Here is a 25,478-nt window from a genome sequence, read left to right as displayed (position 1 = left end):
ACCGACAGACCACGGCCCGTCATTATAGTCCGCCGATCGCTTGGGCGAGACCGACGAAGAACGGGATACATAAGCCGATCGCAATGGGTGTACCGATGGCTGTGGACGCGCCGATATAGGCAGAGGGGTTAGCCGATGGGATACCCGCTCTCAACGTGGGTGGACCTGAGATGTCTGAACTAGAGGAAGCAATGACAGCCAGGATCACGACACCGCCCATGCTGAATCCTGCAACGTAGTGGGCAATCATGCCGAGACCAAAGGCGATTAGCCCATGCACAAACGGTGCTGCCACGCTATACACGACATACCATTGAGCCACCTTGCGCAGTTCGCCAAGTCTTGACCATGCTTCCATGCCCATGACCAACATCAAGATCGAGAGCAAGCCGCGAAAGGCAGGGTCGTAGAAACCTTTATAGACACTCTCTGGTCGGGTGAATATGCCAAGCGCAAGACCTAACAACATTGCTGATAAGGCAGGACCCCGAAGGCTTTCCTCAATGATCGGCCATATCTTGACCCGATTATTCGCAGCCCCTTGATTGCTGAGATACTCCTGCTTGCTGAGATACTCCTCCTCGGTGAGATGCGCCTGTGCAGCCTTCAGCTTCTTCTTGTTGAGATAAATGTTGGCGACCACAATCGCAGTCACGAGGGCGGGGATATCCATAAAGGGATAGAGTGCGCCTGCCCATGCCTCGAATGGCACTTTTTGTTCTTCCAGTACTGTCAGTCCAGCAGCCATCGTGGAGCCACTCACGGCTCCAAACAATCCTCCAGTCGCGATCGCATCGACGACTTTGACCTTTGGCAGCTTCGCCAATGTATAGCGCGCGATGAAGACAACCAGAATCCCTACGACTACTGCACAGATCATGGGTAACACCATGTCCGCCAGGTTGGAGTTACGGATAGCAATGCCACCGGTCAGACCGATTTTGGTGAGCAGCATGAAGACGATGATTGTACAAATCGACTCGGGAATTACCAATTCACTCCCGAGAGCAGCAATGATCATCCCACCAATCAAAAAAGCGAGTGTTGGGGACTGCAACTGCTGCACGAAGTCCATGACAAACAAGGACCAAAAATCCATAAATACCTCCTTCTCCTCTGTCGAGGAGTGTTGCAGTGAATGAACTGAATGAACTTTCAAGAGTTAATCGAGAGTAAGAGTGAGGCGCTTCACTCTTGAAACACCTGTGGTGCACGAAAACCTGTAGTCAGGGCGCTCACAAGGGTCACTCTCCAAAATGAGTCTAAAAATTGAGCCATGTTCCTCTCCAAAAAGGGACTGAACTGCACGCCGTTGCTCAAGAAAATTGGGCGCAAAAATCCCTAGATCAATCTCATGAATTAATCTCAACAGCGTCTGATTTTGAAGTAGTTGATCAATGTCAGTGGGAAAATCATTGATTTCAATCAATCGATATGATTGACCCCACGAACGATTTGATTAACTATATTCAGTTCAAGTAAATGATTGAAATAACCTTATCGTTATTTCTTGTATTCCGTCTAGTCTTAAATAGATGAAAATCCAAGAAAAACCAAATGGAGCGAATAAGAAAAACCTCTTAATTCGCTCTAGACTTTTGAACAGTATTGATATTTGTTGATAGATTGGCGCTATTTCATGGGCATCTACGAACAGTATTGAATTCGCCCAATCTTGAGTCCTAAGAATATCTATAATTAAGCTTCTTCTTCTATTTTGTAAATCAAGCGAATTGGACAGAAGCCAGAGAGACGTTTTGGCGATGAGAGAGAAAAAATAGATGCGCTTCTTATAAATCGATTCAAAGTAGCGCATCTGTTCAACTACTTGGGACAGGCTTCGGTGCAAGCAAACTTTTGAGAGCGTTGGGCATTGCATTCGTTCGGTAATGAAGGGGATTCAATACTAATTTTTAGTATTAGATTTCAATTGAATGCCCTTCACTGGCTCCTGAAGATTAGTTACGTTATTCGTCGTCGTGAGCGAAGCGATTATAGAGGAAATCCAATGCATAGTTTCGCAGTTTGTAATACTCTGGTGTTTCCATCATCCGCCCACGATTTCGAGGACGGCGGAATGGAATCTCCATCACTTCTCCAATGTTTGCCGCAGGTCCGTTAGTCATCATCACTAATTTATCTGCAAGAAATAACGCTTCATCAATGTCATGCGTAATCATCAACACCGTGCATTTGTGAGTGTTCCAGATCTTCAAAAGTTCTTCTTGCAATTCTTCTTTGGTGATGGCATCTAATGCACCAAATGGCTCATCTAAGATCAAAACTTCTGGACAAATGGCAAGCGCACGGGCGATCGCAACTCGCTGTTTCATCCCGCCTGAGATTTGGGTGGGTTTTTTCTCCATTGCATCGGCTAGCCCAACCATTGCCAAAAAGTCTTTGACAATCTGAGTTTTTTCAGATTTGGGCTTGTCAGGGTAAACGACGTTGACCCCGAGATAGACGTTTTCAAACACGGTGAGCCAAGGAAGCAATGCATATCCCTGGAATACGACCATACGATCGGGACCGGGTTTCTCGATCGGTTTACCTTGTAGCAGGACAGAACCTGTGGTGGGCTTGGAAAATCCGCTCACCATGTTGAGCAGGGTGGATTTTCCACAACCGGAGTGACCAATGACGCAGATGAATTCGCCCTGATTGACAGTGAGGTTGACATCTTTCAAAACAGTGTAGTCCCCATCTTTGGTGGGATACACTTTGGAGACTTGATCGATCACGAGAAAGGGATTGGCTGCTCTGGACGCAGAGCTTTGTGCAGATTGTGCCGAAGTCACCATTGTTCTAGATGATTGAGTGGTTTGCATGGTTAGGAGAGGGTTGATGTGCAGAATGAGGTAGCACGGCGGTGTTGCTGCGCGATCGACGGATCGGTGTTCTCTTAATCCTCCAAATCTGGAGGATCGAGCGAATGTGTGGATTCGCGATCGCGCACACCTTAAGCTGCCAGAATGCCTGGAGCTTTTAGCGGAATGTCTGCCATGTAGACATCGTGCTTAATCTTGAGGTGGTTGAGATAGCCGATTGGATCTTCTGCGGTAAAGGTTGTGCCATCAAACAGTTGAATTGGTCCGCGACTGTAGGAAACATCCTCTAGTTCAAGTTCACGAGACGCGATACTAAAGACACTCACCTTACAAATCCGCTCTAGAATTTCCACCCAGTTCCGCGGGAAGGGAATATCGCCCCACCGAGCCAACTGCGTCAGAATCCAAAGATGCTCTGTCCGGCTGGGACGGTTGACCCCTGCTCCAAAGAACTGAGGGTGTGAGTTCTCGCGCGGCGACCCTTTAATGTCACAAGTACTATGGCTGCCATCGCCAAGCCCAATGTAGTCCATCTCGCAATCGAGATATTGCGGTTGAGACAGAATCGCTTGAACTTCTAGATGATTTTCTGGATTTGCACAATAAGCACAAGCTTCGAGCAGTGCTTTGACGAGGGCAACGTGGGTGTTGGGATAAGTATTCGCCCAATCTTCTCGAACGCCTAGAACCTTACCAGGATGACCATCCCAGATTTCTAGGTCAGTTGCGATCGTATACCCAATTTTGTCGAGCGAAGCCCGAATGTTCCAAGGTTCACCAATACAGTAACCATCAATGTTTCCAGCTTCTAGCTGAGCAACCATCTGCGCTGGCGGAATGGTTGAAATGGTTAAGTCTTTATCTGGATCGACTCCACCTGCCGCGAGCCAGTAGCGCAAGAGTAGGTTGTGCATCGAAGCCGGGTGAACGACTCCGAAAGTATGCCGTTCATCTACACTCTCGAGCAGCATCCGCTTTAGCTCAGCCAAGGTGGTAATGCTTTTGTCAAAGAATCGCTTGTCGAGTGTAATTGCATTTCCGTTTCGGGTCATGGTTAAAGCACTGACGACAGGGAGGGGTTCTCCTAGTCCACCGACGGTTAACCAAACAGGCATCCCAGAAGGCATTTGTGCGGCATCTAAATATTTGCCCGCAATACCATCTTGAATTCCCCGCCAGCTTGATTCACGCACTAAGTTGACTTCATCTAAGCCATGATGCGCGAAGAAGCCTTTCTCTTTGGCAATGATCAGGGGAGCCGCAGCTGTGAGCGGGACAAATCCGATTTCAAGATTGATCTTCTCTAAGCCATGACGAGCGATCGCGGTTGTTTTTCTTGCTCTCAGTTTCTTGCTCTGCTTTTGCTGATTCAAGAAGTAAATGATTTCACTGCGATAGCTGTAGTAGTTGGGATGATTGACGACTTCCATGCGCTTGCGAGGGCGAGGAATGTCTACTTCCATGATTTGCCCGATTTTTGATTCGGGTCCATTCGTGAGCATGACAATGCGATCGCTCAACAACAAAGCTTCATCGACATCGTGCGTCACCATGATTGCTGTTACATGGCTCTCTTCGCAGATTTTCATCAATTGCTCTTGCAAGTTCCCGCGAGTCAGCGCATCTAACGCACCGAAAGGCTCATCTAGCAGTAAGAGCTTCGGACGAGTTGCTAGCGCCCGTGCGATCGCGACTCGCTGCTTCATTCCGCCAGAAAGCTGATCCGGTGGCTTATCCACGGCATGTCGAAGACCAACTAAATCAATGTGTTCTTCAACAATTTGGTTCCGCTCTGCTGCTGAAAGATCTTTCATCACATTGTTAACCGCCAGCGCAATGTTTTGGCGCACGGTCATCCAAGGCAAGAGCGAGTAGTTTTGAAAAACCACCATTTTATCGGGACCAGGGCGCAGGATTTGCTCGCCTTGCAGCATCACGACACCATCTGTCGGTAAATCTAAACCTGCCACCATATTCAGCAAGGTAGATTTCCCACAACCCGAGTGACCAATCAGGGAAATAAATTCGCCCTGCTTAATTTCTAAATCAATTCCCTTCAGTGCAACGTAGCTGCCACCACCTTGAAGGGCAAAGGTCTTTTCAAGACTTTCGACAGTAACAAAGGAAGTCATAACTAAAACCTGGAACGACAGTGGTTAAGTGTTTCAGAACGGGATAGAGAACGATCGCTGGGATAAAAAGTGAAGGATGCAGAGGCGCAAACGTCGGAGAACAAATCCAGTCCTCATCATCCTTCACCTCTTGCTACCGCAGTGGAGCAAGCGCGCTAGTTCTTGGATTACCGTTGGCTTTGCGGCAAGATCTTATTCTGAAGCCATGCCATCAGGTTATCGAGCAACCAACCGACTAAGCCAATGTAAACCAAGGCTAAGATGATTTCACTCACCTGACTGTTCTGATAAGCGTTCCAGATAAAGAAGCCAATCCCCACAATCCCGGACATCACAATCTCTGCTGCAATAATCGCCAACCAAGCCAGACCAATTGCAATTCTCAATCCAGTAAAGATGTAAGGCAGTGCAGAGGGAATCAAAATCTTGAAGAAGTACTCCGACTTGGGCAATTGCAGCACTTGAGCAACGTTGTTATAGTCCTGCGGAATCTGTCGGACTCCCACTGCGGTGTTGATTAAGATCGGCCAAATTGCAGTAATGAAGATCACGAACAGTGCAGCAGGCTGGTTTTGCTTCAATGCAGCAAGTGCGATCGGAACCCATGCCAAAGGCGGAACAGTTCTTAAGATGTTGAAAATTGGATCGAGACCTTTTGAAAGACGTTTGTTCAATCCAACCAAGATGCCTAAGCTAATGCCTACCACTGCGGCAAACGTATAGCCAACTGCAACCCGTTGCAAGCTGGAGAACACTTGCCAGAATAGCCCTTTGTCTGTGCCACCCTTGTCATAGAACGGGTATAGAATCAAAATCCGAGTTTCTTCAATGACTTTGAAAGGCCCTGGCAAATCGGTCGGCACAATCATGGTCAGAATTTGCCAAAGGGCGAGCAATCCGAACAATGCTCCAATCGGCATCAGAATGTTGTCGAGTGTCTCTTTGGTCTTGTCGTCCCAAGTGAAGGCGGGGAATGTTGTCGTTGCCTTCGGCTCACCGTTAGGTGTCCGCTTCCGGGCGATAGTCATGACGGTTTGCTCCTTATTAACTGCGGTAAGTGTTTAACAAATCAGACAAGTCATTCAAAGTGCGAGATGCACCGATTTAGCAACTACGCTGCTAGCTTCTTAATCTTTAAGCTGTCGAGATAAGCTTTGGGATTCTCTGGGTCAAACTTGACTCCATCGAAGAACTCTTCCACGCCTCGGGATGTACTGGTGGGAATGTCAGCAGCAGCAACTCCTAATTCTTGAGCAGCTTGTTTCCAGAGGTCTTCGCGATTGACTTTATCAATCATTTCTTTCGCTTTGTCTAGCGTGTTTTGTGGCAGGAAGCCCCAACGGACACTTTCGGTTAAGAACCACAGATCATGGCTCTTGTAAGGGTAAGACACGCTGCCTTTGCTATCTTTCCAGTACATCACAGCCAGTGATTTGTCATCGACGGTGCGCTCACCCAAGTTGTACTTGCCCATGAGCGGCTCGAGGATGATATCCTCTGGCAGTCCGAAATACTCACGAGTAGAAAAGATTTTTGCCATTTCAGCCCGGTTGTTGAAATCATCACACCATTGCTGGGCTTCCATCACTGCCTTGAGCAATGCCTTCGTTGCTTTGGGGTGCTTATCAACCCAATCTTTCCGTACTGCTAAGTACTCTTCTGGATGGGCTTTCCAGATTTCTCCGGTCAAGGCAGCAATAAATCCAGACTTATCTGACACAATTCGAGCGGGCCAAGGGTCGCCAGTACTAAAGGCATCCATTGCCCCCCGTTTCATGTCTGCAACGGTTTGTGCAGTTGGAACTGTCAGCAGTTCTACATCTTCGACTGGATCAATGCCGCCTGCTGCGAGCCAGTAGCGAATCCAGAACTCTTGGTTTGCTTTGGGGAAGGTGTAAGCAGCTTTGAAGCGTCCGCCTTGAGATTTCAGACCGCTGAAGAATGCTGTTTGATCTGCGAGCTTGACTCCGATGTTTTTGCCTAAGTGTTTATTGGCGATCGCAATTCCGTTTCCTTGAGTGTTTAATTGCGCCAATACATACATTGGAACTTGAGCGCCATCGGTAATAATGCCTTCAGAAATCAAGTAGGGCATCGGCATTTGCCATTGTCCCCCATCAATTCCGCCGCCACCTGCGCCAATTTTGACGTTATCGCGGGCTGCACCCCAGTTTGCTTGCTTATCGAGCGAAACTTCAGTTAAGCCATGCTTGGCAAAGAAACCTTTTGCCTGAGCGATGATCAGCGGGGCTGCTTCAACGATCGGTAAATAGCCCAATTTGACCGTTTTAACTTCAGGTTCTTCGCCTGCTTTGACGGCAGAACCTACATTAGCAACGGGAGAAGCTTGTAGTCCACCGGTCGTCTGCTCTGGGGGATTTCCTAGACATCCTTTTAATAAGAGCGTAGAAGCAGTAGTTGCTCCTGCTGTTAATAAAAAGTTGCGCCGTGACATCGACGAAAAACGCTTCATATCCAACTCCCAAACATAGATAAATCAACAAATTAAGCGCTCGATTGAGCAAGCGAATCTGATCCAGAGATTCTTGTAATCACTGGAGTCTAGCTATTCAGACTGCGAAAATCTAATGTGCAAATTCAACGACAAAAATTAAGTTGAATTGCTGCATCACACCAAGCAAAAGCAGCCCTTTGAGCCGCAAAAATTAGACCAGCTTTGGCAGTTATTAATCGGTTTAACTCACTTGTTTAAGTCAATCAAACTTGATTAATCTGTTGAATATTAAGATACTCTGAAATTCTGTAGAAAGTCTAGACGTTGAAGTGCAAATAAGACCATAAATCTCAAATCTAATAGATGGATTTCAGTCTATAGATTCTCATTCCTGGATAGTAATTACTCCGATAAGCAAAGGATATATTAGTGATGAGTTACAGCTGAAAAAATACTATGTATTCTGCTGAAATTCCTACTGTGAGAAGACTACGCATGTTTTAAATAATTTGTATATGGCCTAAATTAATAGACTTATTTCTATTTTTTAGAAAGTATCTCTCCTCATCTCATAGGCTCAACTCATTGGAATTATCAAAATCAAACATACATTGATGAGATTCAATAATGGCATTGATTCTTTGAGATGAATAGATGAAATTAAGGTAATTAATTGGGTTGCTCTATCCATTGAGCGAATCCACAATGAATCATTACTGAAAGCCCTAAAACTGTAAACTTCTGTAAACCTTTATTTGCATCTCAGGTAACGAACTATTGCGGTTAATAACGAAACCGAAAAGTTTTACGCGCTGTCTTTTGACGTAGGGATTTTCCTGAAGACAGCATGACACTGGTGAGAACTGCTTACCGAATGTTGACGTTTAAGAGAAGAACAAAATGATTCGCAGAATGAGAACACTGTTGGCTACAATCGTCCTGTCTGTGGTGTTTCTAACCACATTGATCAGCCAACCTGCATTTGCGGCCGACGCAGCAGCAGGCGGAAAAGTCTTTAATGCAAACTGTGCAGCTTGTCATGCAGGCGGCGGTAACGCAATTAACGGCGCAAAAACTTTAAAGAAAGATGCGCTGACCGCAAATGGCAAAGATACAGTTGAAGCGATCGTTGCTCAAGTGACGAATGGCAAAGGCGCAATGCCCGCATTCAAAGGTCGTCTCAGCGATGACCAAATCCAATCCGTTGCACTCTACGTCTTAGATAAAGCAGAGAAAGGTTGGTAAGCGGATTTTGGAATTCAGGCTTGAATAGAGGGTAAGGTGGAGATCTGTTCCGAATATTCAATCCTGAATTCCGCACTTTATTCATATGTGGCGTAAATCGATTTTAGAGTGGCTAAAACAGCGTCCCTGGTTATTGGTTCCGTGTCTGGCATTAATTCCGCTGGCTGGCGTTTATTTGAATCAGCAAAGTCATAGTGAACCTGCACCGCTGCCTTCTCCGATCGCATCTCCGTTGCCAAGCCCGATCGCGTTACCCTCACCTCCGCCGAAATTAGCGCAACCCGTTAAGTCTCCCGCTCCAAAAAAGACGTTAACGCCCGTTGATCCGAAGCAATTTACTCCAGAAGAAGCTGCCCTGAATGCGAAAACCAAAGCGGCATTGATGGCTTCGATTGGAACGGTTGATTCATTAATTGAAATGCAAGTTGCGATCGCAATGGGACAACCGAGTTTGGCGATCGCGGCTTCTCAAGGTGCAACGATTCTGGATGGAGAAGGAAAGCCCATCGGTCAACTTTCGTCTGGAAATTCTTACCCGATTCAGGGAATTGGCGATCGCATGAATTTCGGCAACGGACAATTACCAGGAATGGTGATGATTCAGCCCCCGCCGAACGGAATTCTCTATCTTGGAGACAAACCGTACCGAGGTCGATTTTTACTCGCGGCTCAAGGCGGAAGAATTTGGGTCGTGAACTATATTAATTTGCGACACTATTTGCATAGTGTCGTTGCCAGTGAAGTTTCACCTAGCTGGAGTGCAGAAGCGCTAAAAGCTCAAGCCGTTGCGGCGCGATCGTATGCCTTAACTTACTATTTCCGGCGTGCTCAACCGCTTTATCACATGGGGTCTGACGAATATTTTCAAGTCTATAGCGGTATCTCTAGAGAAGCAGATGCCACCAATCGGGCGGTTGATCAGACCGCAGGGGAGTTTGTCAGCTATCGCGGCGGAATTGTCGAGTCGCTGTATGCGGCATCGGATGATATTGTCGCAGAAGCCTTTCGAGGCAAGGGAATGAGCCAACTAGGAGCATTGAGCCTTGCCGAACAAGGATATAACTATCGTCAGATTTTGGCACGCTACTATCCGAAAACGGGAATTGCTCGGATTGAGCAGGATCACGAATGATGCAAAGATGCGATCGCGTTTAACAGCGTTTGCGATCGCAATGGGCATTCCATAATGTAAGTATTGACTGGAATCAGACTGCCTACAGCAGTGAGCGAATTCTCGATCGGGCTACATCCTCCGAGTGCGATGACAAATTTTGGATCGGGCATTTGTTCGTAAAGCCGGATCAAGGTCGGGGCAAAATTGGGCGTGACTAGGCTAGCTGTGATGAGTAAATCAGCGGGATGAGCAGGTGCTTTGTGGGTACTCAGCAATGATGCAACCTTGATGAAGCAGCAAGTCGGCTCACATTCAGGCGAAGACAGTTCAGAGCGATGGATCTGTTGATATAAATTGTTGACGGTTGTTAGGATTGCATTTTCAAACAGAGGCTGTTTGTTCGGGTGCAATTTGTCTGCAATTAAGATTGTGTTTGGCATGGGACTGAGTATCCTGAGTGTGATCGATTGAATGCAGAATCAGTTCATTTTTCGCGGTTGTTGTAGCGTTGTTGCGAAGAGACAGTTTCAGTTTGACATAATCTTCTGAGATGACATCCGGAGTTTTGCAGAGATTCATATTTGACTGCTAGCACACACAAAAAATGGAAGGCACGATCGTGCCTTCCACCTCTTCAGAGTTCAATCTGTTTAGAATTCAATCTGCAAACTATGCGTTGGTCGGTTCAGGTGTCCCTGCGATCGCGCCTGTGGCATCTGCCAAATTCAACTTCACAGTCTTGACTTGATCAACTTTCGGCAAGATCAAGCTCAAAATTCCATCTTTGAACTCAGCGTTGACTTGATCATTCTTCACTTCAACTGGAAGAGGAATGACTCGTTGAAACTTACCATAGCGGAATTCGCTTCTAAAGAATCCACCTTCTTCGGTCTTTGATTCTTGGCGATGCTCACCTGCTAACGAAACCGCATCTTTGGTCACCTGAACATCAAGATCCTTTGCGTCAATGCCAGGGAGTTGGGCGCGGAGAACAAACTCATGACCTGTATCTTTTAATTCGACTGCAGGAGTCCAGTCAGTCGGCTCATGGGTCATCGGAGCCATCGAATCAAGCAATTGGTCAAATTGGCGACGGAATGTATCGATTTCTCGCCAGGGTTGCCAGTAACGAACTAACATCTTGTCACCTCTTGAAAAACGATTAAGAACTTGAATCTTCATGTCCTTATCGTGCCGCATCTTGAGGCAATCGACAGTCGCGTAAACTGTACTCTCTGAGTAGAGCTAACCGACTATGCTCAGACAAGCTAAGCTAAGACAAATTCGACGAGTGAATTGACACCTAGCGCATATTCAATGTCATCAATCTGATCGTAGTCGCGCCATTCATCCAAGACACCAAGTAAACAGCGTACGGCTAAATCCCGCTGAATCAATTCTGTAACGGCTTGCCATGCATCTGGCGCGTTCAGGAAAAATCCAAGCTGGATCATGCCTCCTTCATGCCACCAGACCCCAATCCAACCGGAATCTTGCTCTGTGATTTCGATGTGCTGTCCGAGGTAGGTCATCACTGTTTTACCTTAGTTACAAATCTTGAATGCACATCAGCATACGATTTGCGATCGCAGTTTGACCTCTACTAAAAAGAAGGGATCGTACAATTCATCTCCCTATTCAGAGGAAGAGAAGTAGTACAACCCCTAATGTTGAACTTAAAAGAGTTTTACAATCTTAAGAAGCGCTGCGAGTGACTAATCCCCACAAGAAGATTGCAATCATTGCACCCAGAATTGCCACAATTAAGCTCGGTAGGCTAAATACCGAGATGGCAATCTTACCGCCGCCCGTGATCAGCGAGAATAAGCTACCTCCTAGCATTGCGCCTGCAATTCCCAAAATCATGGTGCTGAGAATGCCGCCGCCTTGGCGACCGGGATAAAGCAGCTTAGCGATCGCGCCAGCGACAATTCCAAGTAATGCCCAAGCAATAATGTTCACAGAAGTTTCTCCTAGAGCTTCAAAGTCTTAGCTGATAAGAATGTGCGATCGCAGGTATAGAATAGCGACCGACTTTTTCTATCTGTGGAGATACTATATCTTCCTCTTTGCTTTTAACAAAGCAATAAAATTTTTATTTAATAATCTACGACCGTAAGTGTACTAAAGCTATTGTTCAATTTTTTACTTCGAGTTTACAAAACGATTTAATTCATCATTCAGAATTTTCTGATACTCGTACTTCGGCAGGGATAAGATTCTATCTCAAGTCATATGACGTTCACGTAAAGTGAGTTAAAATAGTATCACAGGGCACAAAAAAGATTCGGACATGCGTCGATTTGCATGGTGACAGGTTTGGAAGTGCCTCCTGCAATTACTTCATTGAGGAGGACTCTTATGAAATTCTTTCAACGTCAGAACTCGGAAAAAGACCAACCCCAAGTAGAACACAGTCCGCAACGTGAGCCAGAAGGTCATGTTCATCCGAACTATCGTCATTGGGTTTACTTGCGGAGAGCGAGCAAATAGCTTGCGGGAGTACTAAAATTTGCGACTGAAGGGGCTGATTGGATGCAGCCCCTTTTTTTGCATTGACATTTTTGCCTGGACAAAGGGAGAGTGAGGCTTCATAGCAGATCAAGGTCTTGTATGCTTATGCACCGAGGCGATCGCGTAATTCTAAGTGAGTGATTGCAACTTCGGAGGCAGAAGCATCGCTCTCGGCAGACGTGACGAATTCTGCATCCAGATCAAACCAAAACATAGTCCCAACTTGCAGAGTACTGTGAACTTGGAGCTTGGAGCCAAGTAGCTGGAGTAATTGTTGGCTAATCGATAAGCCTAAGCCAGAACCTTGTCCAGATCTGCGCCCTGACTCAGTTTGCATAAATGGTTTAAACAGCGACTGCATCTCGTGCGGCGCAATTCCAATCCCAGTATCTTCGACTTCAAAGCGCAATCGCGATGCTTCTATCCATAAGACGCGCAGAGAAATAGCACCTTGTTGAGTAAACTTCAGTGCATTGGTCAGAAGATTCATTAAGACTTGCCGTAACTTGCATTCGTCAGTTTGTACCCACTCTGGAACCTCTTGATCGCAGTGCAGCGTTAGGGTTAAATCACGCGCGATCGCTTGAGGTTGATAGAGTTCTTCTAAACTGTGCAACATCTGGGGAATCGACACGGCTTGCAACTCGACAGTTTCTGCATTCGCTTCGAGTTTTGCCAACTCTAAAACACCGTTGATCAAATCTAAAAGGTGCTGCACACTTTGAGTAATCATCGTCAATCGCTCTTTCTGTTTCGGTGCAAGCGATTTATCGTAACCCATCAATTCGCTGCTGCTGAGAATAATGGACAGTGGCGTGCGCAACTCATGATTCACATTGGCAAGAAACGTTGTTTTAGCTCGATCAGCAGCTTCGGCTTCTTGTTTTGCCTGCATCAATTCAAGATTCTGTTGCTTTAAAGCTTGGGTGCGCTCTTCGACTTTCTGTTCTAAAGTTTTTGCATAATGTTGCAGCATGTCATGAGATTCAGAGAGCGATCGCCAAACTAAATGCATCCGCATGGTTAACGCGACCAATTTCATTCCCAAAATTGGAGCGACGATTGGCATCCACCAGCCTGCCAAAAATAAAAGATACGTTCCAGCAATGCCGCTTAATGTAACGCCAACGGCTAATATCAGTGCCAATCGCAACGATTTTACTCGCCACCCTAAGACCGCACCGCCTCCGAGCCAAATTAACAACCAAGCGCCCCCGACTCCAGCCGGAACCCCTCGTAAAAGTGGTCTGCCCTCGATCGCAGCGCTGATCAACTGGCTGGAGAAATCTGCATGCACTTCAACGCCTGCTGAAGTCATTTGAGCCGTTTGCGAATAGGGGGTAAAAAAGCGATCGTTCAGACTTTCTGCGATCGACCCAATCACCACGATGCGATCTTGCATCAATCCGGCGGGAACCCGATCTTGTAGCACATCGTTAAAACTAACCGAGGTAAAGCGCTGCCTCAGATTGCGAAAATTCGCCATCAGCTGAAATCCACCCGTGTCCGCGCGAACATACCCCCCAGTTGTCGGCGACAAAGCTTCCAAGCGGGCGCGCCCGAGTTGGATCTGAGATGTTCCGGAGATCGGTTTTGGCGTAATGCCTTCTGCTTTGAGATACTCTAGCGCCAAGCGAGTTCCCAAGGTTTCCAGCGTCCGCGAATCTTTTCCCCATAGCTTATTGACTCTCAGCGAAAGCAGGTTGCGCCGCACTTTGCCATCGTGATCGAGAACAATATCGCTCGCTGCAATTTGATTGCGCTGACGCAGGATAGGCGGGGGATCAACGGAAGGAAAGTTGTTGCCGCTGATCGTTTTCTCAATACCAATCAGATTGGACATTTGACTATAAACCTTTTGCAAGGCGGCATGTCCAGGTTCAACAGGCAGATTTCGATACAGATCCATTCCCACGACTCGTGGCTTTTGGCGCTGAATCTTGGTGAGCAACTCAGCCAGGAGTTCATCTGAAATTGGGTATTGTCTGAGTGAATTAAAGTCAGATTCGTCGATCGTGACGATGACCAACCGGGAGTCGACAGGTTCTAAGAGACGTGCCCGAAACCATTGATCGAGCACCATTAACTCCAATTGCTGGAATGCGCCAGCAAGCTGCATTCCGAGAACTGCTGTTGCTGTTGCGATCGTGCTGAGACTAACTCTTACCCACTGCCGCACTGATTTTCACCACTCCTAGCCCCTAAGCTGCTGTTATTGTCAAGTCTTTACAAACTTTAGGGCAGTGTGATGAAGTTGTCTACCGCAACTGAAAATAATTAAGATCGCGATCCGCCACCTGTGGTGGTTCCGGGTGAACCTGAATTTGGAGGCGGTGTGATTTGGGCGTAGGCAGAATAGCTTGAAGCGGAAATAATCTGAATCCCAACCGACAAACCGATAGCGCAAACTGTGTAAGCAAGGCGAGAAGTAGTCATATTTTTGCCCAATGGAATAATCTGATGACACTGTTCTGAGTCTTCGATCGACAGTTTTGTCGTAACGAGGTTGAGCCATGATGTGAACCAGTAGGTCAGTAAATGAGCGGGTGAGTTGCCTCAGTCGCATCAAATGACTTAAGAGAGAAGAGATGGTTCACGCAAATTAAAGAATAGAGCGATCGGTGAAACTGTCGATGGATACGGGGTTCGGACGCAATTAAGTTACTATACAAACCCAGGAAGATATCTCAGTATTTTTACGGCGGTTTCCTGCTTCTTCAAACAAGTTTTCCTGAAGAGATGATAGAGGTTTGATGAAGACCGAAGTTGATGTTCCACTGTCAGGCTGAAATGACCGAGTTGCAATTGATACACGCTTTATAAGATTTATGAATCGCCTGAGTAGTTTTGAGGAGATTGCGGCTTTCGGGGCGCATCCGGCAGAATGGAACGATGAACCAAGTTGATTATCTACGAATTAGTTTAGTCGATCGCTGTAATTTCCGGTGCCAATATTGTATGCCGGAAGGAAGTGACTTAGCGTATGTATTGCAGCAAGCTCTGTTGACTCAGGCGGAGTTGCTGACATTGCTGCGAGAGGTGTTTATTCCAGTTGGGTTTACACGATTTCGGCTGACGGGGGGAGAGCCTTTGATTCGTCCGGGAGTCGTCGAGATTGTCAGCGCAATCGCACAATTTCCTGAAACCAAAGACTTGTCGATGACGACCAATGCCTTCTTACTAGAGTCGATGGCGCAGGATCTCTATGATGCAGGCTTGAGAAGAATCAATATTAGTTTAGATTCACTCGTTCCAGAAATCTTTGATCAAATTATTGGTCATCGAGGTAAGTCTCGTTGGCAGCAGGTTTGGGATGGAATTCAAGCCGCGCATCGGATTGGATTTAGTCCTTTGAAGCTGAATGTTGTGGTGATTCCAGGTGTGAATGATCATGAAGTGCTAGAGTTAGCAGCTCTGAGTCTTGATCGAGAATGGCATGTGCGATTTATTGAGTTCATGCCGATTGGGAATGATCAATTGTTTCAGCAACAGGGTTGGATCGATTCAGAAACCATTCGTCAACAGATTCGAGAACGCTGGGGATTAACAGAAGCGACTGTGAAAGGAAATGGTCCAGCGGATGTGTTTCGGATTCCAGGGGCGAAGGGGACGTTGGGATTTATTAGTCAAATGTCGGAATGTTTTTGCGATCGCTGTAATCGAATGCGATTATCTGCCGATGGTTGGCTCCGCCCTTGTTTGCTCAATGAGATCGGACAGATTGATTTGCGATCGCAACTGCGATCGGGCGTTTCGACTCAAGCACTGCGCGAGCAGGTCAGTGAACTTTTAGGACTGAAGCCTGAGATTAACTACAAACAGCGTGATTCGGGCACCACTGGGAAGTATCACCGCACGATGTCGCAGATTGGAGGTTGAGAAGCTGAGAGTGACATGACAAATTTGCAGGAAACCAGAGAGAATTCCCAAGTATTGAATGACAGCGGGAAAATCAAATTTGTCTACGATCGTGATCGGTGCCGAGATTTTTGAGCGATCGTCTCAGTTGCAAACTGTAGAAATCTTTGCCGAGACTCAAGCGAACGGTAAGATATGACTGACCTTCTTCCAGTCTTGCCCATTATGGATCTCAAACCCTTCATCCGCGAAATTCCAGATTTTCCCAAACCCGGTATTCTGTTCAGAGACATTACAACTTTATTACAAAATCCAGCCGGACTAAGAGCCACGATCGAGCTATTTGAGGAAAAATGTTCTCACCTCAATCCTGACTACATCGTGGGCATGGAATCGCGAGGGTTTATTTTCGGCGCACCCTTGGCTTACCGAATGAATATCGGATTTGTGCCTGTCCGTAAGCCTGGAAAACTGCCCGCTGCGGTGCATTCTGTCGAATACGAATTGGAATATGGGACAGACACCTTAGAGATGCATCAAGACGCAGTACAGCCTGGAAGCCGCATCTTAATTGTGGACGATCTGATTGCCACGGGCGGAACCGCAGGTGCAACGGCAAAACTGGTTCAACAAATTGGGTGTGAATTAGTCGGCTGTGCGTTTTTGATTGAATTAAAAGAATTGCAAGGACGCGATCGCTTGCCGCAAGTTCCGATCGTTACGCTCGTCGAATACTAGCGCTATAATCACGAAACCGATCGCTCTGGTTTTCCACATGACTACTTCAACCCCTAGAAGATTCCAATCTGGTTTCGATCGAATCCTTGAAGCGCTGACCAGTGAAACTTCGATTTATGTGATGAAGCGATTATTGCAAGCATTATTTACACTCTTGCTTGCCGCCGCATTAAGCTTTTTCATCATTCAGCTTGCGCCAGGTGACTACCTCGATACGCTGCGCGAAAACCCGAAAATTTCGCCAGAACGGATTGATCAACTTCGCAAGCAATATGGGTTGGATCGATCTTGGATCGAACAGTTCTTCTTGTGGGTCTGGAACATCATTACAAAAGGTGACTTCGGAACGAGTTTTGTTTACAATCGCTCGGTTGTATCATTGCTCTGGGAACGAGTTCCACCCACGCTTTTACTAGCAATCACTTCGCTGGTTGTAACGTGGGGCGTGGCGATTCCGTTGGGAATCTTAGCAGCGATTAAACAGCAAAAATGGGTGGATCGAGTTTTACAAGTACTCAGCTATGCAGGACAAGGATTTCCAAGCTTTGTGACTGCTTTGCTGCTGCTCATTTTTGCACAGAATACTTCGCCCCTGTTTCCAGTGGGAGATCTGACCAGCATTGATTTTGCAGATTTGAATTGGTTCGGTAAGATTCTCGATGTTGCCTGGCATTTGATTTTGCCGACTTTGGCTTTAGCGATCGCAGGATTTGCCGGATTGCAGCGAATTATGCGAGGTCAGTTGCTCGATGTGTTGCGCCAAGATTATGTGCAAACGGCGCGCGCAAAGGGACTGTCCGAAAATCGCGTGATTTATGTTCATGCGTTGCGAAATGCAATCAACCCGCTGATTACGCTTTTGGGCTTTGAATTTGCCAGCCTGTTAGGTGGGGCCTTTATCACGGAGAATTTCTTTAATCTCCCAGGCTTGGGGAGATTGATTTTGCAAGCTGTTCAGGCTCAAGATCTGTACTTGATTATGTCGAGCTTGATGATGGGAGCAGTGATGCTCATTGTTGGGAATTTACTCGCTGATTTACTGCTGAAAGCAGTTGATCCACGAATTAGCATTGATGACTTGAATTAGCATGGATTCTAGGCAGATGAGCATCAATCATGATTCGTCTGAACTAAACCTGACTTTAAAGTTCAGGACATCAAGATGAGAGCTAAAAATGTTTTCACAGACTTACTATTTAATTCGATCGAGAATTGACGGCAGCTATCTTGCTGCTTATCCGAAGTTAAAAGAAGACGAAGCGCGATCGCCTGCAAATGGGTATGTCCTACTCTTTCAAGAACAATTCGATGCATTGGGATACCTGAACAAGTATGCAGGTGAAATGAGCGATCGTTTTGTCACCGAATCGATCATTGGCTCGCAAATGACGAGTTTGCTTGATCGCTGGGGCTATAAGGGATTTGGCATCGTCAAAGACCCTTTGATTCCTACCATCGAATTTCTGTCAAAATCTTAGCCTCATCCACCTTGAGATAGGAATCACTGGAAGAAAAACTCACCCTGATGCAGATGGTGATCGATGGGAAAGTTTGAGTAGATAGTTGCAGATTTAACGCGAACTGCCTTTGGCAAGTTTCTAAAAAAACTCTGTACCTATGGAGGGTATCTGTATGAAATCTTTGTTATCTGGACTCCGGTTTTTCTTCACGGTTTGCCTCTGTGCAACGATGATGTTTGTCTCAGTGGTATCGAGCGCTTCGGCTCAAGCTGTTGTCAAAGACAAACCGATGACGAACGAAGCATCCGAAGTCGCAAAAGAATATGAGCGGACTGCGAAAGACACGATCGATAAAGGTGGTTTGCAATCACTCGAAGAAGTTCGCGATCGCTCGAAAGGTGGCGCGATCAACGAAGTGCAAGGCACCGCAGGCTTCTATAACATGAAGCGCCCATCGAATACCGACGCTAAATCGATCGAGCAACAGATCGAAGAAGGGTTAGATAACGCTGGAGAAGCACCTGCAAAGCTCAGCAGTGAAGCCAAGAAAGCTGCAAAAGATGCTGAGAAGACCGCTAAGAAAACCGCTAAGCAAGCAGAAAGAGCAGCGAAGAAAGCGATGAACTCAATGAATGACTAAATCCTACAGCTGGCTTAAACGTGGATAAATGCAGACTAAGGAGGTAATTAGGATATTGCCTCTTTTTTTTTGCAATGATTTTTGCATTTATCAAGCTCCATCTTGATAAATGGAGAGTTCATCGACTCGAATCTCAAACTGATCGAGCATCTCTGGAGTAGGGTAGATGCGGATTCGAGCATCTGTAGAAAATTCTGCTAGCTCATTGCCCAGATTGACAACCTGACTGAGTATTGCCCAATTCGTTACACGATTAGGACAAACAATCACTAACGTGACAACATTCGTGGTAGTTGTGATTGCCCAAGCACAGGCATTGAGTAAGGTTTGGAGTTCTGAAGTGCACTGTTGTCGAAAGCGTTGGGTAAGAGATAAGTCAAGCTGACGGCGCAGGTCGCGATCGTCGATTCCAAGCTGTTCTGGGGGAAGATCATCCCAGGGAAGAAAGGGTGTCATTAGCGGGTTATCTCCTCTGATGCAATGAGCGATCGCTCGTAGACGACCTGTTTCAGTCGCCTCGATATTCCAAGGCTCGCGATAACGCCGATCGCTCAGAAATCATCTAAACCTTTGAATTGAAAGTCAGCCCTCCTGCTCAGAAGCTTTGCGCCATCTCAATCTCTGCGGCTGAAACAGCAGAAGCTTTTTTCAGTTTAGAACATTAGATTTGCAGACTCGCGACAGCTATTACCCTGTACTCAATCTCTAAACATAGCTCAGCACAACCTTTCTAAAGTCTGCCTGGGAAAGGGGATGAGAATTAGTCACTTCAGCAGCAGGCGATGTTTTAAACTAGACAGACACTCGATCGATAGACCCCTCATGTCAGACTCCCCTACCCCCCAATCCCCTACTCCCCAATCCCCTACCCCACTCCGCTGCCTCCTCGGCGCGATCGTTGCCGCTGTCCTCGCTTATGCGCTCTACAACATGACAAGCTCGATCGCGATTTCTTTCGCCACCAAACCGATCGATACCGACACGACACTTATCGTTCAGCGCATTTCCTCCGCCGTCCGCACCCTCGTTTTGGGCATGAGCGCAATGGGAACCGGAATTTTCGGACTTGCAGCTCTGGGACTATTTGCCCTCGCCATCCAACTGCTGTTCCGCAAACCGGATTCTTCCGCAAACTAAAGCAAAAAAACCGTGACTTCCTGAGCCAACTCCTGCTAAAATCAAAAGCCCGAATCGGCAAGAAGGCATGTCCAAATTATTTTTTCTTGAGACTTTCTTGATCGACATCCTGCCAGTCGGCATCGCTTAGGGTTGCATCTGGTTCCCCAGCAAACCTCAACATATCATCCCTCGCAGAACTGCCCGAATTTCGGCACACAGTTTAACCCCAACGGAGACTGAAAATTCAAGTTTTCCACAGATCTTTACGCTACTTTTCCACAGGGTAGCGTAGTTTTCCACAGGAAAAAAGGTGATCCTGTGGAAAAACCGTGTTTACACTGAAAAAACCATCAGAAAATGTATAATAACAGGCTGTAGTGATCAGAATTCAGAAAGTGAAATCGCTGAAACCCCCATTCCACCGTCGTATTCTGCTGAAATGATCCTTTACGATACATTTTCTAGCATTGACAGAAATAAGCATTTGGAAGCACAATAAGACCGTTTCAGAAACCGCTTCAAAAACGGCTGAAACCAGTACATATGCAACGTCCTAGCCGATCTTAATGATGCAAACTCGCATCGTAAGCTCTGGCTGAACTTTTTTGTGTCGATTGAAGTTTTCCACAGCCTGTTGAAAAACCAGGCTCGTTTGTTTACATCTCCAAATCGAGAGCTTTTATGTACCCGATCATCAGCATCTTAACCGACCTTCCCGAAGCCCTTCATACCTCCTTGACCCAATATTTAGAGCAGCATCCAGATTGGGATCAAGATCAAGTTCTAACCGCCGCATTGAGCCTCTTTTTATTGCAGAATGGAGAATGCGATCGACAAATAACCTCGGTTTACCTCGATACGCTTTTCAAACACTCCACTTAATTATTTTCTATGGCATATCAGTGGTTTAAGGCGTTTCACATCGTAGGAATTGTCTGCTGGTTTGCGGGAATGTTTTATCTGCCTCGGCTCTTTGTCTACCATGCTGAAGCAAATGAACAACCCGAACCTGCCCGCAGCATTCTTAAGGCGCAGTATCAGATCATGGAGAAGCGCTTATACAGCATCATTATGACCCCAGCGATGTTACTCACAATCGCCATGGCGATTGGGCTAATTTCAACTGAACCCGATGTGTTGAAAGAGCCTTGGCTGCATGTCAAATTAGCCTGTGTTGCTTTGCTTGTGGGATATCACCATCTCTGTAAGCGCATCATGAAACAATTTGCATCAGACACTTGCAAAATGACAGGTCAGCAGTTTCGCTGGTTTAATGAGTTTCCAACGGTGTTTTTTGTGATTGTTGTGATGCTGGCGGTGTTTAAGAATAACATTCCAACCAGTGCAACGGCTTGGGGCATTTTTGCAATGACGATCGCGATGGCAGCATTCATTCAGTTGTATGCAAGAAAACGCCGCCTCGCTAAGGAACAGGAGGCGCAAGCGATCGCAGAATCTGTTTCGTGATCTCAAGTTGAATTCAAGTTGAATTCCATAAAAAATCGCGATCGTAACTTGTGCGATCGCGATTTTTTAATTCATGCTTTCACTAATTCCGTGCTAACCACTTTTGACCATTCAAGCGCTGCACTGCACCAAAAACCAAAAGGTCGAGCGAAACTTTCCGCTCATCAATCAGAAAAGACTCCATCGTACTCAGGAGATCACCCTCGGCGCACGCAAAGCCTTTCAGACCATTAATGCTTTCATCAAAGAAGTAAATGTTGAACTCGCGCAACTGCTTGTAACTCGGCTGCCACTTGCCAATCACTTGCCAACATTCTGGAGCCTGATCATATCCTTTGATCGGAATTTTGCGCTTCTCGAAATGTAGCTCTAGCGATCGAGTGCCTAATTTCTCTAGCCCTTGCTTGAGCGCCGGCAAATAATCTTGCTGAATGAACTCTCCAAATGGTTTGTCTTCAACACTAGGAGCCTTTTCTTTCTTCGCCTTTGCAGGTTTTAGCGCCTCATCAGATTTCGCAGCTTTCGGTTTTGCTGAGTTAACATTATTCTCAACGGCAGTGGGATCAGGCGCATTCGCAGAAGGAATTTCAGTCGTCGCAGATGTAGATTCGCTATGCAAGTTTTCTTTGACAACCTCCGGGACATTGCCACCGACGGTTGGTGGGAGTTCCTTGTCTTCACCTTGAGGGTTCGTTTCTTCCGTTGCCATAACACCAATTCCGTTTGGGAGTACTCGTCTTTAATAATATCGAACAGCGGCAAGTGAGCGAAAGGATTTAGGTGTCTCGATGAATCGATTTTCTTTGAAGGTTTGGATTGATGGAAGCGGGTATCCGATCCTCTGTTTGCATGGGCATCCCGGCTCAGGTCGCAGTATGAGCGTGTTTACTGAGCATTTCGCGCAACGGTTTTATACAATTTCGCCTGACCTACGTGGCTACGGACAATCCAAGACACGCGAAAACTTCGTCATGCTGGATCATCTGGATGATTTGCAGGGCGTGTTGGATCAGTATGGAATCGATCGCTGTTTAATTCTGGGTTGGTCACTGGGCGGGATCATCGCACTTGAACTTGCTGCACGATTTCCAGATCGAGTCAGCGGACTCATCTTGATTGCAACTTCCGCGCGCCCCTGGGGAGATCATCCCAAAATTAGCTTTCAGGACAATCTATTCACTGCAATTGCTGGAATTCTCAATGCAGTCCGCCCCGGTTGGCAGTGGAACATTGATACGTTTGCAAAGCGATCGCTGTTTCGTTACTTAGTCCGACACCATACACCCGCAACCTATCGCTACATTGCGAGTGATGCAATGTATGCCTTTCTCAAGACTTCGCTGGCTGCAAATCGAGCTTTGAATGCAGCGTTGAGTCCAGGTTACTATCGAGTTCAAAATTTTGAAGACATTAACTGTCCGGTGCTCATGCTAGCAGGAGAACACGATCGACATATCACCGCGATTTCTAGTGTTGAAACTGCGAAAAATCTACCAAACTGCGAATATAAAGTTTATCCAAACACCGCGCACTTATTGCCTTGGGAGATCCCCGAAACAATCCTCGACGATATCGATCAATGGCTCGATCAACACCTTGAAAGTTGGAGGTGATCGTAGAACTTCATTCATCCACACCCCTAGTAGTTTTCTAGGCGAGGGTGATTCGGCGGTCTTCTCAAACTCTCAGATGCAGGGATCATGCCTGATAAAACGGTGTAGAGACGGCTCACCGAACCGCCTCTACAGGAATGGTTTAATACTGGCTACTAAACACGCCGGAGACTTTAAACCCCACATCCACCTTCTCGTCGTAAATCGTCAGATTCGACGGCTTACAACGCTTTACATCAATGCGGATATTCGTTGCGCCCTCTTTCTCCAAATCTTCTACATAGCCGCCTTGATGGGTTGCTGCTGTCTTCTGGTTTGGAAAAGGACCAAAATAATACACACAGCGGGGATTATCGGTTGTCACCTCAACCCACCAGGCAAAACCGACCGCGCTAAGAAAACTTGTCCAAAGTTCATTCATAAGCCTGTTTATTTACCCAAAGAACTACCTGCAAACAGGAGCAATCATCCGTTCAAACTGCAAACTTTGAGAAGCATCATGCCTAGATTGTGCATCCGATCGACGGTTCAGTGCTGTGCTTGATGTTTCAAAACTGGAGTTCAAACTTCTTTATACTCCGTTACACTTAACTTTTCAATCCAAAAGTTGGCTTAAGTCCATCAATGTGGATGGTGCTTTCCCAGCGTTGGCGGAACACTTCATAAAGTGCCATTCCTGCTGCTACAGAAGCATTTAAGCTGGGCGTTGTGCCTTGTAGTGGAACTGAGACCAGTACATCACACCCGCGCTGCACCACTAATCCTAAACCTTCCCCTTCTGCACCGATTACCACCACAGCAGCTTTCGCAAATTTTACCGTATGAATCGGCTGACTGGATTCAGAAGCTGTGCCATAAATCCAAAATCCTGCTGATTTTAAATCTTCCAAAGCACGCGCAAGATTGACGACACGGGCAACGGGGAGTTTTTCGATCGCACCTGCTGCAACCTTCATCACAGTTGAGGTTACGCCAACAGCACGCCGTTGCGGGATCACGATCCCCTGTGCTCCTAAAGCTTCGGCTGTCCGAATGATTGCACCTAAGTTATGGGGATCAGTAATCCCATCAGCAACGACAATCACAGGCTGATCGGTTGCTGCTTTAGCTCGCACAATTAAATTGTCTAGCTCGGTGTACTCATAAGCTGCAACTTGGGCTGCGATCCCCTGATGATTGGCACCATGCGTAATTTGATCCAATCGTTTCGGGGTTACTTCATCAATGACAGTTCCGTTGGCTTTTGCTTGGTTTAGTAAAGACAAATAGCGGGGATCGTAATGCAGCTTTTCAGTTACCCAAATTCGGTTTAAAGTGCGCTCTCCCTGTAGAGCAGTTAAGACAGGATGGCGACCATAGAGCAGATCGGGTTCTTCATTGCTTTCAAAAGGTTCATCATGTGAAACGAAATGCGAAGGAATATCATCGCGCGCTTGTTCAGCTAAGAAGCGATCGCGCTTCTCAAATCGTGAGTCTGATCCAGGTGCAGACCGATCAAATTTCCGCCCCCCGAACTCACCTCTTGGGCGATCAAAGCTCCGTTCTTGTCGTTCACCCGTGGGACGGTCAAAGTTGCGCTCTTTCCGTTGTTCGCCCTTAAATCCGTCTCTTGGACGGTCAAAGTTGCGCTCACGGCTTTCGTAGCCGCCACGTCGTTCTCTTCTTTCGCCGTTGAACTCACGATTCGGACGATCGAAGTTGCGCTCTCTTCTCTCACCATTAAATTCACGGTTGGGACGATCGAAGCTGCGTTTTTCGCCGTTGAACTCACGATTCGGACGATCGAAGTTGCGCTCTCTTCTCTCGCCATTGAATTCACGGTTGGGGCGATCGAAGCTGCGTTTTTCGCCATTGAACTCGCCTTTGGGACGGTCAAAGTTGCGCTCTCTTCTCTCGCCATTAAATTCTGAACGATCCCGCCCACGTGAGCCAGAGCCATCGCGCTTTTCAAAGCGTCGTTCACCTGAATCATTTCGGTTTGGACGATCGAAGCTGCGCTCTTTGCGCTCATATCGGCGCTCACCGGAACCCTCATTGCGATCCCGTGCAGAGTTATCGCGTTTTTCAAAGCGTTGCTCACCCGAATCGTAAGAGCGGCGCTCAGGGCGAGAATCGCGATCAAAACTGCTCTCACTGTCGCGGCGTTTAGGAGCACCAACCCGCTTGCCCTTAAACTTCGGTTTGCCTCCACCAGCATCGCGATTTGCTCGACCCTTGGAATTGGAGTTGCGTCTATCGGAAGTAGCCATAATGATTTAATCCTGTTGAAGAGAAGGCGAAGAGATACGAATTTGA

General features: G+C 46.8%; 27 protein-coding genes. 12 read left to right on the top strand and 15 right to left on the bottom strand.

Annotation, left to right across the window (positions count from 1 at the left end; genetic code table 11):
- Positions 1-22 precede the first annotated feature (22 nt).
- From ACMUEV_RS07750 to ACMUEV_RS07730, 5 genes are all read right to left on the bottom strand, one after another.
- Entirely contained in the window at positions 23-1,099 is a 1,077-nt protein-coding gene (locus tag ACMUEV_RS07750; RefSeq protein ID WP_026148815.1) for a sodium-dependent bicarbonate transport family permease, read from the bottom strand.
- An 868-nt stretch (positions 1,100-1,967) separates the two neighbouring features.
- A complete protein-coding gene (locus ACMUEV_RS07745; protein ID WP_190652830.1) occupies positions 1,968-2,801 on the bottom strand; it encodes a nitrate ABC transporter ATP-binding protein in 834 nt (277 codons plus the stop codon).
- Between the two features lie 158 nt (positions 2,802-2,959).
- Complete coding sequence (locus ACMUEV_RS07740) at positions 2,960-4,960, bottom strand: nitrate ABC transporter ATP-binding protein (RefSeq protein ID WP_190652722.1); 2,001 nt, start codon at positions 4,958-4,960, stop codon at positions 2,960-2,962.
- Positions 4,961-5,127: 167 nt separating this feature from the next.
- Positions 5,128-5,988: a nitrate ABC transporter permease gene (ntrB, locus tag ACMUEV_RS07735; RefSeq protein ID WP_190652723.1), complete on the bottom strand. Its 861-nt coding sequence runs from the start codon at positions 5,986-5,988 to the stop codon at positions 5,128-5,130.
- 83 nt (positions 5,989-6,071) lie between these two features.
- Positions 6,072-7,433, bottom strand: a complete 1,362-nt coding sequence (locus ACMUEV_RS07730; RefSeq protein WP_190652724.1) for a CmpA/NrtA family ABC transporter substrate-binding protein — start codon at positions 7,431-7,433, stop codon at positions 6,072-6,074.
- A 906-nt stretch (positions 7,434-8,339) separates the two neighbouring features.
- Between ACMUEV_RS07730 and petJ the strand changes: the two genes are divergently transcribed.
- On the top strand, positions 8,340-8,660 hold the full coding sequence (gene petJ, locus ACMUEV_RS07725) for a cytochrome c6 PetJ (RefSeq protein ID WP_316428182.1): 321 nt from the start codon (positions 8,340-8,342) through the stop codon (positions 8,658-8,660).
- 85 nt (positions 8,661-8,745) lie between these two features.
- Entirely contained in the window at positions 8,746-9,792 is a 1,047-nt protein-coding gene (locus ACMUEV_RS07720; RefSeq protein WP_017289700.1) for a SpoIID/LytB domain-containing protein, read from the top strand.
- Here the strand turns inward: ACMUEV_RS07720 and ACMUEV_RS07715 are convergent.
- From ACMUEV_RS07715 to ACMUEV_RS07700, 4 genes are all read right to left on the bottom strand, one after another.
- Positions 9,783-10,214 (bottom strand): hypothetical protein, encoded by a 432-nt coding sequence (locus ACMUEV_RS07715; RefSeq protein ID WP_017289701.1) that lies wholly within the window; start codon positions 10,212-10,214, stop codon positions 9,783-9,785. The genes ACMUEV_RS07720 and ACMUEV_RS07715 overlap by 10 nt on opposite strands.
- 229 nt (positions 10,215-10,443) lie before the next feature.
- Positions 10,444-10,914: an Hsp20/alpha crystallin family protein gene (locus ACMUEV_RS07710; protein ID WP_190652725.1), complete on the bottom strand. Its 471-nt coding sequence runs from the start codon at positions 10,912-10,914 to the stop codon at positions 10,444-10,446.
- 128 nt (positions 10,915-11,042) lie between these two features.
- Positions 11,043-11,306, bottom strand: a complete 264-nt coding sequence (locus tag ACMUEV_RS07705) for a hypothetical protein (RefSeq protein WP_190652726.1) — start codon at positions 11,304-11,306, stop codon at positions 11,043-11,045.
- A gap of 163 nt (positions 11,307-11,469) precedes the next feature.
- Positions 11,470-11,736 carry a GlsB/YeaQ/YmgE family stress response membrane protein gene (locus tag ACMUEV_RS07700; RefSeq protein WP_017289704.1) on the bottom strand — a complete coding sequence of 89 codons (267 nt, stop codon included), beginning with the start codon at positions 11,734-11,736 and terminating at the stop codon, positions 11,470-11,472.
- 399 nt (positions 11,737-12,135) lie between these two features.
- On the opposite strand from ACMUEV_RS07700, the gene ACMUEV_RS07695 reads away from it, so the two are divergent.
- Positions 12,136-12,267, top strand: coding sequence for a hypothetical protein (locus tag ACMUEV_RS07695; protein ID WP_277880442.1), 132 nt, complete (start codon positions 12,136-12,138; stop codon positions 12,265-12,267).
- Positions 12,268-12,391: 124 nt separating this feature from the next.
- On the opposite strand, the gene ACMUEV_RS07690 is transcribed toward ACMUEV_RS07695, so the two are convergent.
- Complete coding sequence (locus ACMUEV_RS07690) at positions 12,392-14,467, bottom strand: CHASE2 domain-containing protein (RefSeq protein WP_017289706.1); 2,076 nt, start codon at positions 14,465-14,467, stop codon at positions 12,392-12,394.
- A 98-nt stretch (positions 14,468-14,565) separates the two neighbouring features.
- Positions 14,566-14,724, bottom strand: coding sequence for a hypothetical protein (locus ACMUEV_RS07685; RefSeq protein WP_190652727.1), 159 nt, complete (start codon positions 14,722-14,724; stop codon positions 14,566-14,568).
- A gap of 456 nt (positions 14,725-15,180) precedes the next feature.
- Between ACMUEV_RS07685 and moaA the strand changes: the two genes are divergently transcribed.
- From moaA to ACMUEV_RS07660, 5 genes are all read left to right on the top strand, one after another.
- Positions 15,181-16,167 (top strand): GTP 3',8-cyclase MoaA, encoded by a 987-nt coding sequence (moaA, locus tag ACMUEV_RS07680; RefSeq protein ID WP_190652728.1) that lies wholly within the window; start codon positions 15,181-15,183, stop codon positions 16,165-16,167.
- 204 nt (positions 16,168-16,371) lie between these two features.
- Complete coding sequence (locus ACMUEV_RS07675) at positions 16,372-16,884, top strand: adenine phosphoribosyltransferase (RefSeq protein WP_026148820.1); 513 nt, start codon at positions 16,372-16,374, stop codon at positions 16,882-16,884.
- Positions 16,885-16,921: 37 nt separating this feature from the next.
- Positions 16,922-17,971: an ABC transporter permease gene (locus ACMUEV_RS07670; RefSeq protein ID WP_017289710.1), complete on the top strand. Its 1,050-nt coding sequence runs from the start codon at positions 16,922-16,924 to the stop codon at positions 17,969-17,971.
- Positions 17,972-18,059: 88 nt separating this feature from the next.
- Positions 18,060-18,362, top strand: coding sequence for a hypothetical protein (locus ACMUEV_RS07665; RefSeq protein WP_017289711.1), 303 nt, complete (start codon positions 18,060-18,062; stop codon positions 18,360-18,362).
- A gap of 154 nt (positions 18,363-18,516) precedes the next feature.
- A complete protein-coding gene (locus ACMUEV_RS07660) occupies positions 18,517-18,984 on the top strand; it encodes a hypothetical protein (RefSeq protein ID WP_017289712.1) in 468 nt (155 codons plus the stop codon).
- A gap of 90 nt (positions 18,985-19,074) precedes the next feature.
- On the opposite strand, the gene ACMUEV_RS07655 is transcribed toward ACMUEV_RS07660, so the two are convergent.
- The gene (locus tag ACMUEV_RS07655; RefSeq protein WP_017289713.1) at positions 19,075-19,440 is read right to left on the bottom strand and encodes a hypothetical protein; all 366 of its coding nucleotides are present in this window, start codon (positions 19,438-19,440) and stop codon (positions 19,075-19,077) included.
- A gap of 366 nt (positions 19,441-19,806) precedes the next feature.
- Here ACMUEV_RS07655 and ACMUEV_RS07650 point away from each other — a divergent pair, with 366 nt between their 5' ends.
- The 3 genes from ACMUEV_RS07650 to hemJ all read left to right on the top strand — a co-directional run bounded on the left by ACMUEV_RS07650 (position 19,807) and on the right by hemJ (position 21,570).
- A complete protein-coding gene (locus tag ACMUEV_RS07650) occupies positions 19,807-20,121 on the top strand; it encodes a DUF3082 domain-containing protein (protein WP_026148821.1) in 315 nt (104 codons plus the stop codon).
- Between the two features lie 663 nt (positions 20,122-20,784).
- On the top strand, positions 20,785-20,985 hold the full coding sequence (locus tag ACMUEV_RS07645) for a DUF2811 domain-containing protein (protein WP_017289715.1): 201 nt from the start codon (positions 20,785-20,787) through the stop codon (positions 20,983-20,985).
- A 9-nt stretch (positions 20,986-20,994) separates the two neighbouring features.
- Positions 20,995-21,570 carry a protoporphyrinogen oxidase HemJ gene (gene hemJ / locus ACMUEV_RS07640; RefSeq protein ID WP_017289716.1) on the top strand — a complete coding sequence of 192 codons (576 nt, stop codon included), beginning with the start codon at positions 20,995-20,997 and terminating at the stop codon, positions 21,568-21,570.
- 82 nt (positions 21,571-21,652) lie between these two features.
- Here hemJ and ACMUEV_RS07635 read toward each other — a convergent pair whose 3' ends face one another.
- Positions 21,653-22,279: a DUF2996 domain-containing protein gene (locus ACMUEV_RS07635; protein ID WP_017289717.1), complete on the bottom strand. Its 627-nt coding sequence runs from the start codon at positions 22,277-22,279 to the stop codon at positions 21,653-21,655.
- A gap of 79 nt (positions 22,280-22,358) precedes the next feature.
- Between ACMUEV_RS07635 and ACMUEV_RS07630 the strand changes: the two genes are divergently transcribed.
- Positions 22,359-23,183 carry an alpha/beta fold hydrolase gene (locus ACMUEV_RS07630; protein WP_190652729.1) on the top strand — a complete coding sequence of 275 codons (825 nt, stop codon included), beginning with the start codon at positions 22,359-22,361 and terminating at the stop codon, positions 23,181-23,183.
- Between the two features lie 142 nt (positions 23,184-23,325).
- Here the strand turns inward: ACMUEV_RS07630 and ACMUEV_RS07625 are convergent, their stop codons facing one another.
- Both ACMUEV_RS07625 and rlmB read right to left on the bottom strand, forming a co-directional pair.
- Entirely contained in the window at positions 23,326-23,604 is a 279-nt protein-coding gene (locus ACMUEV_RS07625; RefSeq protein WP_017289719.1) for a DUF1816 domain-containing protein, read from the bottom strand.
- A gap of 166 nt (positions 23,605-23,770) precedes the next feature.
- Positions 23,771-25,432, bottom strand: coding sequence for a 23S rRNA (guanosine(2251)-2'-O)-methyltransferase RlmB (rlmB, locus tag ACMUEV_RS07620; protein WP_190652730.1), 1,662 nt, complete (start codon positions 25,430-25,432; stop codon positions 23,771-23,773).
- Positions 25,433-25,478: the final 46 nt, after the last annotated feature.

It is taken from the genome of Leptolyngbya sp. FACHB-1624, assembly GCF_047649235.1.
Lineage (GTDB): Bacteria > Cyanobacteriota > Cyanobacteriia > Leptolyngbyales > Leptolyngbyaceae > Leptolyngbya > Leptolyngbya boryana.
The sequence above is the reverse complement of the archived record's forward strand: the minus strand, read 5'-3'. Positions and strand labels throughout refer to the sequence as shown.

What these genes read in the sequence shown, in the direction of transcription:
- ACMUEV_RS07750 (WP_026148815.1), bottom strand. Translation starts at nt 1,099, where the DNA reads ATGGATTTTTGGTCCTTGTTTGTCATGGACTTCGTGCAGCAGTTGCAG.
- ACMUEV_RS07745 (WP_190652830.1), bottom strand. Translation starts at nt 2,801, where the DNA reads ATGGTGACTTCGGCACAATCTGCACAAAGCTCTGCGTCCAGAGCAGCC.
- ACMUEV_RS07740 (WP_190652722.1), bottom strand. Translation starts at nt 4,960, where the DNA reads ATGACTTCCTTTGTTACTGTCGAAAGTCTTGAAAAGACCTTTGCCCTT.
- ntrB (WP_190652723.1), bottom strand. Translation starts at nt 5,988, where the DNA reads ATGACTATCGCCCGGAAGCGGACACCTAACGGTGAGCCGAAGGCAACG.
- ACMUEV_RS07730 (WP_190652724.1), bottom strand. Translation starts at nt 7,433, where the DNA reads ATGAAGCGTTTTTCGTCGATGTCACGGCGCAACTTTTTATTAACAGCA.
- ACMUEV_RS07720 (WP_017289700.1), top strand. Translation starts at nt 8,746, where the DNA reads ATGTGGCGTAAATCGATTTTAGAGTGGCTAAAACAGCGTCCCTGGTTA.
- ACMUEV_RS07715 (WP_017289701.1), bottom strand. Translation starts at nt 10,214, where the DNA reads ATGCCAAACACAATCTTAATTGCAGACAAATTGCACCCGAACAAACAG.
- ACMUEV_RS07710 (WP_190652725.1), bottom strand. Translation starts at nt 10,914, where the DNA reads ATGTTAGTTCGTTACTGGCAACCCTGGCGAGAAATCGATACATTCCGT.
- ACMUEV_RS07705 (WP_190652726.1), bottom strand. Translation starts at nt 11,306, where the DNA reads ATGACCTACCTCGGACAGCACATCGAAATCACAGAGCAAGATTCCGGT.
- ACMUEV_RS07695 (WP_277880442.1), top strand. Translation starts at nt 12,136, where the DNA reads ATGAAATTCTTTCAACGTCAGAACTCGGAAAAAGACCAACCCCAAGTA.
- ACMUEV_RS07685 (WP_190652727.1), bottom strand. Translation starts at nt 14,724, where the DNA reads ATGACTACTTCTCGCCTTGCTTACACAGTTTGCGCTATCGGTTTGTCG.
- moaA (WP_190652728.1), top strand. Translation starts at nt 15,181, where the DNA reads ATGAACCAAGTTGATTATCTACGAATTAGTTTAGTCGATCGCTGTAAT.
- ACMUEV_RS07675 (WP_026148820.1), top strand. Translation starts at nt 16,372, where the DNA reads ATGGATCTCAAACCCTTCATCCGCGAAATTCCAGATTTTCCCAAACCC.
- ACMUEV_RS07670 (WP_017289710.1), top strand. Translation starts at nt 16,922, where the DNA reads ATGACTACTTCAACCCCTAGAAGATTCCAATCTGGTTTCGATCGAATC.
- ACMUEV_RS07665 (WP_017289711.1), top strand. Translation starts at nt 18,060, where the DNA reads ATGTTTTCACAGACTTACTATTTAATTCGATCGAGAATTGACGGCAGC.
- ACMUEV_RS07660 (WP_017289712.1), top strand. Translation starts at nt 18,517, where the DNA reads ATGAAATCTTTGTTATCTGGACTCCGGTTTTTCTTCACGGTTTGCCTC.
- ACMUEV_RS07655 (WP_017289713.1), bottom strand. Translation starts at nt 19,440, where the DNA reads ATGACACCCTTTCTTCCCTGGGATGATCTTCCCCCAGAACAGCTTGGA.
- ACMUEV_RS07650 (WP_026148821.1), top strand. Translation starts at nt 19,807, where the DNA reads ATGTCAGACTCCCCTACCCCCCAATCCCCTACTCCCCAATCCCCTACC.
- ACMUEV_RS07645 (WP_017289715.1), top strand. Translation starts at nt 20,785, where the DNA reads ATGTACCCGATCATCAGCATCTTAACCGACCTTCCCGAAGCCCTTCAT.
- hemJ (WP_017289716.1), top strand. Translation starts at nt 20,995, where the DNA reads ATGGCATATCAGTGGTTTAAGGCGTTTCACATCGTAGGAATTGTCTGC.
- ACMUEV_RS07635 (WP_017289717.1), bottom strand. Translation starts at nt 22,279, where the DNA reads ATGGCAACGGAAGAAACGAACCCTCAAGGTGAAGACAAGGAACTCCCA.
- ACMUEV_RS07630 (WP_190652729.1), top strand. Translation starts at nt 22,359, where the DNA reads ATGAATCGATTTTCTTTGAAGGTTTGGATTGATGGAAGCGGGTATCCG.
- ACMUEV_RS07625 (WP_017289719.1), bottom strand. Translation starts at nt 23,604, where the DNA reads ATGAATGAACTTTGGACAAGTTTTCTTAGCGCGGTCGGTTTTGCCTGG.
- rlmB (WP_190652730.1), bottom strand. Translation starts at nt 25,432, where the DNA reads ATGGCTACTTCCGATAGACGCAACTCCAATTCCAAGGGTCGAGCAAAT.